Origin of the sequence: Corynebacterium confusum, from assembly GCF_030408715.1 — a bacterium.
Lineage (GTDB): Bacteria > Actinomycetota > Actinomycetes > Mycobacteriales > Mycobacteriaceae > Corynebacterium > Corynebacterium confusum.
The window spans coordinates 126,955-140,367 of sequence record NZ_CP047202.1 but is presented as its reverse complement, the minus strand read 5'-3'; the positions used below and the strand labels follow the sequence as shown (position 1 = coordinate 140,367).

At 66.4% G+C, this 13,413-nt stretch carries 13 protein-coding genes; 5 read left to right on the top strand and 8 right to left on the bottom strand.

What is annotated here, in order from left to right; all coding sequences use genetic code 11:
• The first annotated feature begins 42 nt into the window (after positions 1–42).
• Both dprE1 and dprE2 read left to right on the top strand, forming a co-directional pair.
• Positions 43–1,458: a decaprenylphosphoryl-beta-D-ribose oxidase gene (gene dprE1, locus CCONF_RS00665; protein WP_290224182.1), complete on the top strand. Its 1,416-nt coding sequence runs from the start codon at positions 43–45 to the stop codon at positions 1,456–1,458.
• Positions 1,459–1,470: 12 nt separating this feature from the next.
• Positions 1,471–2,229, top strand: coding sequence for a decaprenylphospho-beta-D-erythro-pentofuranosid-2-ulose 2-reductase (dprE2, locus tag CCONF_RS00660; RefSeq protein WP_290224180.1), 759 nt, complete (start codon positions 1,471–1,473; stop codon positions 2,227–2,229).
• On the opposite strand, the gene CCONF_RS00655 is transcribed toward dprE2, so the two are convergent.
• Entirely contained in the window at positions 2,226–2,561 is a 336-nt protein-coding gene (locus tag CCONF_RS00655; protein ID WP_290224178.1) for a hypothetical protein, read from the bottom strand. The genes dprE2 and CCONF_RS00655 overlap by 4 nt on opposite strands.
• A 150-nt stretch (positions 2,562–2,711) precedes the next feature.
• Here CCONF_RS00655 and CCONF_RS00650 point away from each other — a divergent pair, with 150 nt between their 5' ends.
• The 3 genes from CCONF_RS00650 to CCONF_RS00640 all read left to right on the top strand — a co-directional run bounded on the left by CCONF_RS00650 (position 2,712) and on the right by CCONF_RS00640 (position 8,419).
• Entirely contained in the window at positions 2,712–4,694 is a 1,983-nt protein-coding gene (locus CCONF_RS00650; protein WP_290224175.1) for a galactan 5-O-arabinofuranosyltransferase, read from the top strand.
• An 85-nt stretch (positions 4,695–4,779) separates the two neighbouring features.
• On the top strand, positions 4,780–8,211 hold the full coding sequence (locus CCONF_RS00645; RefSeq protein WP_290226417.1) for an arabinosyltransferase domain-containing protein: 3,432 nt from the start codon (positions 4,780–4,782) through the stop codon (positions 8,209–8,211).
• Between the two features lie 64 nt (positions 8,212–8,275).
• On the top strand, positions 8,276–8,419 hold the full coding sequence (locus CCONF_RS00640; RefSeq protein ID WP_290224172.1) for a hypothetical protein: 144 nt from the start codon (positions 8,276–8,278) through the stop codon (positions 8,417–8,419).
• On the opposite strand, the gene CCONF_RS00635 is transcribed toward CCONF_RS00640, so the two are convergent.
• Genes CCONF_RS00635 through CCONF_RS00605 form a run of 7 tightly spaced genes read right to left on the bottom strand, consistent with a single transcriptional unit; the run spans position 8,416 to position 13,405 of the window.
• The gene (locus CCONF_RS00635) at positions 8,416–9,327 is read right to left on the bottom strand and encodes an alpha/beta hydrolase (protein WP_290224170.1); all 912 of its coding nucleotides are present in this window, start codon (positions 9,325–9,327) and stop codon (positions 8,416–8,418) included. The two genes, CCONF_RS00640 and CCONF_RS00635, sit on opposite strands and share 4 nt — an antisense overlap.
• A gap of 2 nt (positions 9,328–9,329) precedes the next feature.
• Positions 9,330–11,264, bottom strand: coding sequence for a M13 family metallopeptidase (locus tag CCONF_RS00630; protein WP_290224169.1), 1,935 nt, complete (start codon positions 11,262–11,264; stop codon positions 9,330–9,332).
• A gap of 60 nt (positions 11,265–11,324) precedes the next feature.
• Positions 11,325–11,642 (bottom strand): DMT family transporter, encoded by a 318-nt coding sequence (locus tag CCONF_RS00625; RefSeq protein WP_290224166.1) that lies wholly within the window; start codon positions 11,640–11,642, stop codon positions 11,325–11,327.
• Complete coding sequence (locus CCONF_RS00620) at positions 11,639–11,992, bottom strand: DMT family transporter (RefSeq protein WP_290224163.1); 354 nt, start codon at positions 11,990–11,992, stop codon at positions 11,639–11,641. Before CCONF_RS00620 ends, CCONF_RS00625 begins: the two co-directional genes overlap by 4 nt.
• 6 nt (positions 11,993–11,998) lie before the next feature.
• Entirely contained in the window at positions 11,999–12,295 is a 297-nt protein-coding gene (locus CCONF_RS00615; protein WP_290224161.1) for an MGMT family protein, read from the bottom strand.
• Complete coding sequence (locus CCONF_RS00610) at positions 12,296–13,111, bottom strand: VOC family protein (protein ID WP_290224158.1); 816 nt, start codon at positions 13,109–13,111, stop codon at positions 12,296–12,298.
• Positions 13,112–13,405: an RNA-binding S4 domain-containing protein gene (locus tag CCONF_RS00605; protein WP_290224156.1), complete on the bottom strand. Its 294-nt coding sequence runs from the start codon at positions 13,403–13,405 to the stop codon at positions 13,112–13,114. It abuts the gene before it with no gap.
• Positions 13,406–13,413 lie beyond the last annotated feature (8 nt).

The following is a 13,413-nucleotide window of genomic DNA, read 5'->3' as shown; positions in this document are numbered from 1 at the left end:
AGGCTAGGACATTGAACTATCCGTCAAGCAAAGAGTTGAAAGATGGAATTACACACCACTGAGAAGTCTCTCCACGGCTGGGGCCGCACCGCGCCGACCACCGCGCACGTGCTGTCCACCCCGGATGTAGATGTCATCAAAAACGCGGTCGCACAGGTTGCGGACGCCAACGCCGACGCCCCGCAGCATCTGCGCCGCGGCGTCATCGCCCGCGGCATGGGCCGCTCCTACGGCGACCCGGCCCAAAACGGTGGCGGCCTCGTCATCGACATGCAGGCACTGAACCAGATCCATTCCATCGATCCTGACAGCGCCATCGTGGACGTCGACGGCGGCGTCAACCTGGACCAGCTGATGAAGGCCGCCCTGCCGTTCGGCCTGTGGGTCCCGGTCCTGCCGGGCACCCGCCAGGTGACCATCGGCGGCGCCATCGGCCCGGACATCCACGGCAAGAACCACCACTCCGCAGGCTCCTTCGGTGACCACGTGGTCTCCATGGAGCTGCTGGTGGCCGACGGCCGCGTGCTCCACCTGGAGCCGGAGGGCAGCTCCGATGACCCGGACGGCACCCTGTTCTGGGCCACCGTGGGCGGCATGGGCCTGACCGGCATCATCCTTCGCGCGCAGATCCGCATGACCAAGACGGAGACCGCCTACTTCATCGCGGACACGGACCGCACCGAGAACCTGGAAGAGACCATCGCCTTCCACTCGGACGGCTCGGAGAAGAACTACACCTACTCCTCCGCCTGGTTCGACGTCATCTCCCCGGAGCCGAAGCTGGGCCGCTCCACCATCTCCCGCGGCAGCCTGGCCACACTGGACCAGCTCAAGGAATTCGCGCCGAAGCTGGCGCAGGATCCACTGAAGTTCAACGCGCCGCAGCTGATGACCGTGCCGGACATCTTCCCGTCCTGGACCATGAACAAGCTGACGCTGTCCGCCATCGGTGAGGCCTATTACCTGATGGGCGCTCCCGCCCGGAACCAAGTCAAGAACCTCACGCAGTTCTACCAGCCGCTGGATCTCATCGGCGAATGGAACCGCGGCTACGGCTCCAAGGGCTTTTTGCAGTACCAGTTCGTGGTCCCCATGGACGCGGTCGAGCCGTTCAAGGAGATCATCCGGGACATGCAGCGTTCCGGCCACTACTCCGCGCTGAACGTCTTCAAGCTCTTTGGCGAAGGCAACCGCGCGCCACTGTCCTACCCGATGCCGGGCTGGAACGTCTGCGTGGACTTCCCCATCCGCGAGGGCCTGGGCTCCTTCCTGGACGACCTGGACCGCCGCGTCATGGAATTCGGCGGCCGACTCTATCTGGCCAAGGAGTCGCGTACCTCGGCGGAGAACTTCCACCGCATGTACCCCGGCCTGGAGGGCTGGCTGAAAACCCGCAACGAAATCGACCCGACCGGCGTCTTTGCCTCCGATATGTCGCGGCGCCTCGAGCTGCACTAAGAAAGGACACTCATGCTTAACGCAGTAGGCCAAGCACAACACATTCTCCTTCTCGGCGGCACCAGCGAAATCGGCCTGGGCATCGTCGAAGAATTCTTGGACCGCGGTCCGGCCAAGGTCACCCTGGCGGCCCGCCCGGGCTCCCAGCACTTGGAGGCCGCCCGCGCGGAGCTGGCCCACAAGGGCGCGGACGTAGAGGTCATCGAATTCGACGCCACCGACTTCGAATCCCACCCGGCGGTTATCGATGCCGCCTTCGCCCGCGGCGACGTCGACGTCGCCATCGTTTCCTTCGGCACCCTGGGCGATCAGGAACAGCTGTGGCAGGACCAGGCCAAGGCTGTGGCTTCTGCCCAGGTCAACTACACCGCGCCGGTCTCCGTCGGCGTGCTGCTGGGCCAGCGGCTCAAGGCGCAGGGCCATGGCACCATCGTGGTGCTGTCCTCGGTGGCCGGCATGCGCGTGCGCCGCTCCAACTTCGTCTACGGCGCCTCCAAGGCCGGCCTTGACGGCTTCTACGTCAACCTGGGCGAGGCCCTGCGCGGCGACGGCGTCAACGTGCTGGTGGTCCGCCCCGGCCAGGTCCGCACCCGCATGTCCGCCGAAGCTGGCGATGCCCCGCTGACCGTCAACGTCTCCGATGTCGCGAAGGACACCGTGCAGGCGGTCCTCGACGGCAAGCAGTCCATCTTCGTCCACCCGCTGTTCAAGTACGTGAGCTTGGCCTTCAAGTTCATCCCGCAGCCGGTTTTCCGGAAGCTGCCGTTCTAAATCGGTTCGCCGGTTGAGGCATAGGCCCCGGAGCTTTCGTTCCGGGGCAGCTGGCGACATTCCTGCTGCTCGGCATCGCCGAAACGACTGACGTAGAGGCCCGCATCGCGCTGGGCCTCTTTTTCTGTCTGGCCGTTGCCAATCACCGAGCCCACAACGCGCGTGTCCCCGGTCGCTCCCGGGCCTTCCACCGCGCATTCGACGGTCACTCCCACCTTCTGGGCGGGCACCGACTCCGACTCATCTTCGCCAAAGGACTGGCTGACCACGGGGACGGCGATAGCCACCGCCGCGACCGCGCCCGCCGCTGCGACTGCGTATCCTCGCTTCATAGTCTCTCCCTAGTTCTGATCACGGTGACCGCGAATAACCGTACCTAAGATCCCTGGCGCTGTATAGCGACATCCGCAGCCTCGACCAGTATCCCCGTTCGCAGCGTGCGCTATGAGGAACGATCCGCGCTATATGAGAAACTAGAGAGCATGTCCACTGAGTCCACCGTGACAACTCCTTCCGCACCTGCCTCCGCCCGGCCGCTGTCCCAGTTCGGCGATCATCGCGATGAGCTCAGCCGTGGGCCGGCGCTGCTGGCCATCCTGCTCACCGCGCTGGGCGGCGGGCTGGTCACCCTGGCCGGCTGGGTAGTCTTCCGCACGGTGTCCCTGCCGGCGTTTTCGACCTCGATGGTCACGCGCGCGCTGGCCACGGTAGGTATTGTCGCTACGCTGATGGTGGTAGGCGTCCTACTGTTTTTCTGGATCCGGGACAAGCACTCGGCCGGCCCGCGCCCGCGCTGGCGCGCCTGGCTGACCGCCGTCGTGTCCTACCTTTCCCCGGCGCTGCTGGTGCTGTCCTCCATCGGCTTGCCGCTGTCGGCCAGCCGCCTGTGGCTGGACGGCATCCAGGTCGACCAGAGCTTCCGCACGCAGTTCCTAACGCGGATGGCGGATACCGCCACGCACGCGGACATGAACTACCTGGATCTGCCCACCTTCTACCCGATGGGCTGGTTCTGGCTGGGCGGGCGCCTGGCCAACGTGCTGGGTATTCCCGGCTGGGAGGTCTTCCAGCCCTGGGCGCTAATCTCCCTGGCCATGTGCGGGTGCCTCCTGGTGCCGCTGTGGCAGCGCCTAGTCGGCTCCCTGCCCGTAGCCACCGCTATCGCGCTGACCACCACGGCGGTGACGCTGACCATTGCCGCCGAGGAGCCCTACTCCGCCGTCATCGCGATGGGCGTTCCGGCGGCGGCCTTCCTGTGCTCCCGGGCCTTCCATGGCTCCTGGCTGTCCACGCTGGGCCTGGCGCTCTTCCTCGGCGCTTCGGCCTCCTTCTACACCCTGTTCACCGGCGCGATCTCCCTGACCGTCGTCAGCTTCGTGGCCATCATTACCGCGGTGCTGGAGCGTCGCTGGGAGCCCATCGTGCGCCTGATCTGCATCGGCGTCGGCTCGCTGGCCCTGGCCGCCATCTGCTGGGGCCCATACGTCCTCGGCGTCCTGCGCTCCGATGTCCCCATCAACTCCACCGCGCAGCACTACCTGCCGGAAGAGGGCACGCAGATCCCGGTGCCCTTCCTGGCCCCGACCATCATCGGGCTGCTCTGCCTCATCGGCCTGGTGTACCTGTTCCTGCGCCAGAACAACCGCGACATCCGGACCCTGGGCTGGGCGCTCGGCGGCACCTACCTGTGGATCGCGGCATCGATGGTGCTGACCCTGCTGGGCAGCACGCTGCTCGGCTTCCGCCTGGAAATCCTCGTGGTCCTCATCATGGCCACCGCCGGCGTCCTGGCGCTGGCCGAGGTGCGCATGCACGGCATCGACAAGCTCTGGCCGCAGGGCTTTAGCCCCGCCACGAACCGCCGCATCACCGCCGCGTTCATGGCCGTATTAGTGCTGAGCGGGGTCTTTTACGCCCAGCGCATTCCCGAGGAAAACGAGTCCGCCATCGATCACGCCTACACGGACACCGACGGCTACGGCGAGCGCGCCGACCGCTACACCAGCGACTCCTCCGGCCACTACCAGGAGATCCAGCACTTCCTGGAGGACCACGGGGTAGTGCCCAACGAATCCGTGATGCTCACCGACGAAAGGCTGTTCATGGCCTACCACCCCTACTGGGGCTTTAACGCCTTCACCGCGCACTACGCCAACCCGTTGGGCCAGTTCGACGCCCGCAACGAGCAGATCGAGACCTGGGCCAACGACTCCTGGGACCAGACCCCGGAGGAGTTCCTCGACGCCCTGGACTCGGCCCCCTGGCGCGGGCCGGACGCCATGCTCTTCCGCGGCAGCATGGAAGACTCCGCCGACGGCTTCAAGACCCACCTGGCCGAGGACATCTACCCCAACCAGCCGAACGTGCGCTACCGGGCCGTCTTCTTCGACTCCGAGGTCTTCGACGAGGCTCACTGGGCGATGGAACAGGTCGGCCCCTTCGTGGTCGCCGTCCGCACGGATTAGCCGGCGGAGGGTATGCCGCGACATGGAGTTTTAGCCGCGGTGCCGTAAACTATTCGCCGTGTCAGATAGCCTCGCAACTCCGTATATGCCAGCCGAACCCACCAGCCACGGCTCCCCCGCCCCCGGGTGGCTCCGTCTTTGCGCCATCGTGGCGGGCCTGGTGGGCTTCGTGCTATTTATCGCCACGCCTCTGCTGCCGGTCAACCAGGTCCAGTCCTCGTTCAGCTGGCCCAGCGACGACTCACTGAACTCGGTCAACGCGCCGCTTATTTCCTTGGCGCCGGAACAGCTGGAGGCCGATATTCCGGTCTCCGCTATCGACCAACTGCGCGAGGGGCAGACCCAACTCTTCGGCACGCTGCCGGCCTCCTCCAAGGAAGCCACCGACCGCGGCCTCTTCGTCAACGCGGGCGACTTCGGCCTGTCGGTCAGCTCCCTGAACGAGGTCGTGCTCTCCCTGACCCCGGTTCAGATGGAGCGCCTAGACGACAAGGACGTCATCCACATCTCCTCAACCGAGGACGAGACCACCGTTGAGGTGGGCCCGTTCTCCCAGTCGATCGATGACGACGACCTGCGCCCGCAGGTCACCGGCGCCTACTCGGAGATCGAAGACACCCCGGAAAACCTCGCCCAGCTGCGCGCGGACGGGCTCGACGTCCAGGTCGAAATCAACTCGCGGTTTACCTCTTCGCCCACCCTGATCAAGTCGCTGGCCATGTGGGGCGGCCTCGCGATGGTACTGATCAGCCTGTTCACGCTGTGGCGCATCGACCGCTTGGATGGCAAGCGCCCAGGCTTCATGCCGGAATCCTGGAAGAAGATCCGCCCGCTGGACGGCATGGTCGCCGCGGTGCTGGTCTTCTGGCATATCTTCGGCGCCAACACCTCCGACGACGGCTTCATCCTGACCATGGGGCGGGTCTCGGAGAACGCGGACTACATGGCCAACTACTACCGCTGGTACGGCGTGCCGGAGTCACCGTTCGGTTCCCCGTACTACGACCTGGTGGCCTTCCTGTCCCAGATTTCCGCGACCTCGGTCTTCATGCGCCTGCCAGCGCTGGTCTCCGCGTTTCTCATCTGGTTCATCCTCTCGCGCGAACTGCTCCCCCGCTTCGGCGAGCTGATTGACTCTCGCCGCGTGGCCCACTGGACCGCGGCGTTGATGTTCCTGGCCTTCTGGCTGCCGTACAACAACGGTGTCCGCCCGGAACCGGTCATCGCGCTCGGCGTGATTTTCACCTGGGCCTCCTTTGAGCGCGCCATCGCCACGCGCCGCCTGCTGCCCGCGGCCGTGGGCACCATCGCCGCCACGCTGACCCTGGGCGCGGGCCCGACCGGCCTGTTCGCCGTCGGTGTTTTCCTGGTCTGCCTGCCGCAGCTGTTCAAGATCATGCGCGAGCGCCTGCCGCTGCTGGGCGGCGGGGCCACCGGCTGGCTTGGCATGATCGCTCCCTTCCTGGCCTCCGGCACGGCGATCTTCGTGGCTGTATTCGGCGACCAGACCCTGGCCGCGGTGATGGAGTCCATCCGCGTGCGCTCCGAGGTCGGCCCGGCGCTGCCGTGGTACTCCGAGTACGTGCGCTACTCCACGCTGTTCCAGCAGTCCGTGGACGGCTCCATGACCCGCCGCTTCGCTATGTTCACCATGCTGTTTAGCCTGGTGCTCATCATCTACGCCTACATCAAGGACCACCGCGTGGCAGGCGCGCCGCAGGACATCACCCGGCGCCTGTTGCTCATCGTGGCCATGTCCATGTTCTTCCTGCTGTTCACCCCGACCAAGTGGACCCACCACTTCGGCATCTACGCCGGGGTGGCCGGCGTAATCGCCGCGCTCGGCGCGGTGGTCTTGTCCCAGATCGCGCTGAAGTCGCCGCGGGCGAGGACCTTCTCCCTGGCCGCTGTGGTTATCCTGCTGGCCTTCTCCACCGCCGGCTGGAACGCCTGGTGGTACGTCTCCTCCTTCGGCGTGCCGTGGTGGGACCGCACCATCCAGTTCCGGGCCATCGAGGCCAACACCGTGCTGCTGGCCATCGGGCTGATCCTCGTGGGGATCGGCATCTGGCAGTCCTTCCGCCACAACTCGCGCAAGACGAAAGCCGCGGCCGCCGGCGCCACCGATGAGTTCGCACGCCAAGAGGCCGACCGGGTGTCCCGCTGGGCCGGCGTCATGTCGGCGCCTATCGCGCTGGCCTGCGCGTTCATCGTGGGTATCTCCGTGGCCTCCTTCGCCAAGGCCTATGTCGACCAGTACCCGGCCTACAGCGTGGGCAAGGGCAACACCCAGGCCCTGGCGGGCAAGACCTGCTCGCTGTCGGATGAAGCCATGATCGAGACCAATACCAACGACGCCTTCCTCTCCCCGATGGACGGCGGCTTCGGTGACTCCTTAATTGATCCGGACAAGGACAACTACGGTTTCGACCCCAACGGCATCCCGGAGGATATCGAGCAGGAGGCGCAGAACTCCGCGTCGGTCGGCGCTATCGGTGACTCCGGCTCGGCCGGTTCCGCCACCTCCGGCGGCAACCGTTCCGCCGGCGGGGACGTCTCCGACTCGGACGCTACCGGTTCCGATGACTCCGAGGACTCCAGCCACAAGGACTCCGCTAGCAAGGCAGCCGAGGAATCCGGCGCCTCCGAGGGCGGTTCCCGCGACACCACGGGCGTCAACGGCTCGGTCAAGCACCTGCCGTTCAACTTCGACTACAACCAGGTACCGGTCTTAGGCTCCTACAACGAGGGTCAGAACTCGACCGCGAAGCTGACCACCAAGTGGTTTAACCTGCCGGAGGAGAAGGAAAACTCTCCGCTGATCACCGTCGGCGTGGCCGGCAAGATCCACCACCACGACGTCAACGGCGTTAAGCAGGAGGGCATGGACGTCACCCTCGAGTACGGCACCGCGGACGAGACCGGGCGCGTCTCCAACACCGGCGAGATTGAGATGATGGACGTCGGCGCCACCCCGAAGTGGCGTAACCTGCGTTACCCGCTGGCCGACATCCCGGACGAGGCCAACGTCGTGCGCATCGTCGCCGTGGACGACTCCACCAACGAGGACGACTGGGTCGCCGTGACCCCGCCCCGCGTGCCGGAGCTGACCAACATGACCTCTCGCTTCGACAGCTCCCGCCCGGCCCTGCTGGACTGGTCCACCGCCTTGCAGTTCCCCTGCCAGCGCACCTTCGACCACTACGCCGGCGTGACCGAGATTCCGGAATTCCGCATCCTGCCGGACGCTCCGGCGCAAACCTCCCTGACCGACTTCCAGTCCTTCAGCGGCGGCGGCGCCATGTCCACCTCGGAGGCCGTGAACTACTCGTACGAAATCCCCAGCTACCTCAACAACGACTGGGACCGCGACTGGGGCTCCATCTACAAATACGAGTTGCGCACCAACTCCGAGGGCATCGCCCCAGACAAGGCCGACATCAATCTGGAAGACATCACCCGCTCCGGCTGGTGGAAGAACTCCGAGATGAACGTCCGCCCCGAGGGCGAGGAATAACCCTCCGCACCCGCCTCAGCTAAAACCCCGGCTGAGGCGGGTTAATTCTTGAAACGCTTGGTCCATGAACAAGCGCCAGCGCAGCAGAGGGGTCACCGTGGGCGAGAAGTCCCGCATCTACCGGGAGTTCGTCATCCCGAACAACGCGAAGCAGGTGAAACTCTATGGCCGGACCATGGATGTCGCACCTGCTACCCAGGAAAGCTAATTCCGGTAGCTCACCCCGCGGAGGAACTCCGCAACGTCACTGACGCGCTGACGCATGACAGTCGGGGTCTGGAAGCGGTGCCGCCCGGCGTAGTCCCGGGTGGTGATGTGGCTGCCCTTAACGTCCGGGTGGGCGGCGACCTCGTCCTGGCGGGCGAGCTGGAGGAAGGTTGTCGGCCAGCTCTTCGGGTCGGGGAGCGCGTGTCCTGCGCGCAGCTCGTCCGGCAGAGCCGCCAAGGCGTCGAAGTCCGGGAAGGTGAGCACGAGGGCATCGGCAAGCGGGGCGGCGAGTGCGGCGAGTGCGGCGCCGGAGGAATAACCCCAGACCACGACCTTGTCCGCGCCCTGGGCGCGGCAGTACTCGACGGCCTTGGCTACCGCCTCGAGCATTTGCCCGACCGTGTGTTGCGGCGCCAGAGGGTAGTCCAGGTCCACGGCGTAAGCCCCGCTCAGACCGACCGCGGCGGCGACCTCCGGACGCCACTGCATTTCCAGGGCGCTACCGGAACCGCGCCACCAGCCGCCCGAGTGTAGGCTGACCACCCAGGTGCCCGAATGCGCGGTCTCCTGTGTGGAGGAGAACTGGCAGGCGGGGAGCTCGGGCAGGTCGGTCTGCTCCACGTCGCGGGTGAAAGCCACGCCCGGCAGGCTGTGGTCCACCCCGGTGCCCAGGACCATCATGGCCGCGTGGGTGACGCGGTCGGGCAGCTGGGCGCAGTAGTTGTCCGCCGGGGCCGGATCCCCCGCCCCGCCCTTCCACGGCGGGGTGAAGTCCGGTAGCTCGTAGTGGGCGTCGATATAGGAGGCCAGCTGTTCGAGCTGCGCGTCGTCGTCCAGCTGCCGGTCCTGGCCGCCGATGAACCATTCTTGGCCCTCGTCCAGGGGGCGCGCGTTATCCGGAGTGCTCATAACTACCAGATGGTCACGCGCTGCTCGGGGGCGACGTACATCGGGGAATCGGCCGGGACGTCGAAGGCTTCGTAGAGCTCCGCGACGTTGGCGGCGATCAGGTTACAGCGGAACTCCGCCGGGGAGTGCGGGTCGATGGCCAGGTACTGGGTGGCCATCTCCGGGCGGATGGCGGTGCGCCAGACTCGCGCCCAGGCCAGGAACAGGCGCTGCAGGCCGGAGTAGTTCTGCTCGTAGAGCTCCGGCTCGGCGCCGTCGACCTCGAAGGGGGCGAGGTTCTCGTGCGGATCAGTGCCCTTGTCGCGGCAGTAGTTTTGGTACGCCACCACGGCGATGCCCAGCCCGCCCAGGTCGCCGATGTTCTCCCCCAGGGTGAACTTGCCGTTGACGCCGGAGGACTCGATCCCGTTGTCCTTGAGCACCGTGGGCACCTGGCCGTCGAACTGCTCCACCAGCTGGGTGGTGAGCTTTTCAAACGCGGCGCGGTCCTCATCCGTCCACCAGGAGTTCAGGTTGCCCAGGCCGTCGTACTGCGAACCCTGGTCGTCGAAGCCGTGGCCGATCTCGTGGCCGATGACCGCGCCGATAGCGCCGAAGTTCTCCGCGGCGTCCGCCTCCGGGTTGTAGAACGGCGGACGCAGGATGGCCGCCGGGAAGGTGATGTCGTTGACCACCGGGTTGTAGAAAGCGTTAACGGTCTGCGGGGTGGTGACCCACTCGTCGCGGTCGGCCGGCTTGCCCACCTTGGACAGCTCGTAGTCGTGGGAGAAGGCCGCGCCGCGCCGCGCGTTGTCCACCAGGTCGGCGCCCGCAGGGCTAAAGCTTAAGTCCCCGTAGTCGCGCCAGGTATCCGGGTAGCCAATCTTCGCCTTGAACTGGCCCAGCTTCTCCAGCGCCCGCTCGCGGGTGGCCGGGGTCATCCACTCCAGGGTGCTAATCCGCTCGCGGTAGGCGGCGATGAGGTAGTCCACCAGCTCGTCCATCTCCCGCTTGGACGACACCGGGAAGTGCTTGTCCACGAAGGCACGGCCGATCTCCTGGCCCACGAAGCTCTCCGCCAAGCCAACCGCGCGCTTCCAGCGGTCGCGCTGCTGGGTAGCCCCGGACAGGCGGGTGCCGTAGAACTCGAAGTTCTTCGCCCCCACCTTCTCCGGCAGCAGGGCGGCGCGGGAGAGCAGGATGTGCCAGGTGGCCCACAGCTGCCAGTCGGCGATCCGATCCTCGGTAAACAGTCCGGCCAGGTGGTCGAAGTAGGACGGCATCATGGAGACCACGCGGCCGTCCTTGATTCCCCCGGCGCGCACGATGGTCTGCGCCACGCGGGGCACGTCCTTCAGCTCAACCGGGTTGTAGGTCTCCACCGCGTTGCGGGTGGCGACCACGTCCCAGTGCCCGGCGGCGATGTCGGTCTCCAGCTGCACCACGCGCTGCGCGGCGACCTCCGCGCCAAGCCCGAAGAGGCGGGCCGGATCCAAAAAGCCCAGCATCTGCGCCACGTGCTCGGTGTAGGCGCGCAGGGTGTCCGCGTGCGCCTCCTCGCGGTAGTAGGCCTCGTCCGGCAGGCCCAGGCCCGACTGGATGAGGTAAGGGACGGCGTCCTCGGAGCCGGAATCCTTTTCCACCCAGAAGGTCACCGGGGCACCCACGCCCTCGCGCTCGAGCTGGCCCAGGACTTCCGCCAGGGCGTCCATGTCCTCGACGGCCAGGCGGTCTAGGTCCTTATCCAGCGGGGCGAGGCCGGCGCCGTTGACGCCGTCGACGTCCATGAAGGAGGCGTAAAGCGCGCCCGGGCGGGAGTCATCGCTTTGCACGATCTCGTGCACCATCTCCTCGGCCTCATCGCGCAGGCCGTGGAACGTACCGTCCACGCCGCGATCGTCCGGGATGACGTGTGCGTCGAGCCAAGGTCCATTGACAAACTGGTAAAGGTCTTTCATACCCACCCAGCTTAGGCGAGTTAACAGACTAGCGACGACCCCACCGGTGCCACCGTCTACTTAAGCCCCCATCTCCACGAGCAGCACCCCGCCGATAATCAGCGCCACGCCCAGGGATTTCAGCCAGGTGAAAGGCTCTTTGAAAAAGAGGAAGGACAGCACCGCCGTCAGCGCCACCCCTACCGCGGACCAGATCCCGTAGGCCACGCCTAGGGCCATTCCTTCCAGCAGGGCCAGGGACAAAAAGACATAGGCCGCAACATAACCCGCAATGACGGCCAACAGCCACCAGCGCCCGCCGCGCACCGCGGACATCCGCAGGCTCATCGTGCCGGCGACCTCGCAGAGCACCGCGAGGATGATATACGCCCAGCTCATACGGTATCCACCTCCGCGGGGGCCGACTGCAGGCGCGGCCTAGCCCCCATCTCCACGCAGGCGACGCCGGCCACGATGAGCGCCATGCCGGTCATCTTCAACCAGGTCAGCGTCTCCCCGAACAGCACCGCCGACAGCGCGGCGGTGGCCACTACCCCGCCGGCGGCCCACATGCCGTAGGCCACCCCGATGGCCATGCCCAGCTTGAGGACCCTATGCAGCAGCGCGAAGGCCGCCGCGTAGCCGGCCACCACCACCGCGTAGACCCACGGATGATCCAGGGCGATTTTCAGTCCTAAGGTGGCGACCACCTCGCTGGCAATCGCCAGCAGGAGGAAAACCCAGCGCACAAACACTTAGCCCCTTTGCCAAATGGACTGTAATTCTTCGGCGGCAATACCGCACTGCCGCATATCCACTCTACCTGCAGAAAACGCAATTCCTTCCGCCTGCCAGTGGGCCCGCGCGCGGTCCGGATCGTGGCAGGTGCCGTCAGCGCGCACCACGCGCCACCACGGCAGCTGCGCGCCGTGCCGGCTCAAAAACCAGCCGACGTAGCGGGCGCCTACGCCGGCGACCTTGCCCACCTCGCCATAGGAAGTGACGTTGCCGGCCGGGATGGCCGCGCAGACGCTGCGGACCGTCTCTTTCACTTAGAGGCCGAGGTTGAGCACGTCGTCGGACTCGCGCGGCTCTTCCTCCGGCGCCGGCGGGGTCTCGACCAGGGTGACCGTCGCTCCGGTGGCATCGGCCAGCAGGCACATGCGGCCGAACGGGGACTCTTCGGCGGGCCGGATGACCTCCCCGCCGTGGGCCTGCGCCTGCTCCATCGCGGCGTCGAGGTCCGCGACTCCCAGGAAGGTCTGCCAGAAGCTATTGACATGGTCCGGGAACTGTCCCTGCGCGTTCCAGAAGCCGGCAAAGGCCGCGCCCTCGGCCTCCGCGGTGGCGTATTCGATCTCCCCTGCGCGGCCCGGGCTGGTGCGCAGCTCCCAGTCGAAGAGCTCACCGTAGAAGTCGAGCGCCGGGGAGAAATCCCGCGTGACGCTCAGCTCGTGCCAGACCGCGCAGCCGGGCTCACCGCCGGCGGTAAAGCTGGTGGGTGCCGCGGGCTGGATCAGCCCGAAGAGGCCGCCGGTGGGATCCACCAACAGCGCCATCTGCCCGCGCTCGATGGGGCGCGGATCCGCCATCACCTTGCCGCCGAGGCGCTCCGCGCGCTCGCAGTCGGCCGCGATATCCGCCGACAGGAAATGCGTGACCCAGGTATCCGGATTCTGGGCGCCGTCCGGCTGCGGGATAAACCCGCCGATGGGCAGACCCTTTACCGTCACGGTCTGGTAGCCGCCCGGCTCGCCCTCGATGTCCCAGCCCAGCACGGCTCGGTAAAACTCCGCCGAGGACGGCTGGTCTGCGGTGGTCAAGTCGATCCAGAAGGGCAGACCTACCTCGGCCTCGAATGCTGGCATCTACAGGTTCCTCCACTTCTCGGGGTCAAAATCATCATCGGCCGTGGCCTCGTCGAAAAAGTCGTCGTCCGCGTCGTCGGCCTGGCTCACCACGAAGACGGTGTCGGCTACCTGCACCTGATCGCCGGGCACGATCTTCTCGCCACGCGTCTGGCACACCGAACCGTTAACGGTGACCTCGCCGGCGGCGATGAGCTCCTTGGCCTCGCCGCCGGTGGCCACCGCGCTGGCGAGCTTGAGGAACTGGCCAATCTTGATGGACTCGCCCGCAATGGGCACTAGAATTTCCGCCATGCGGACCA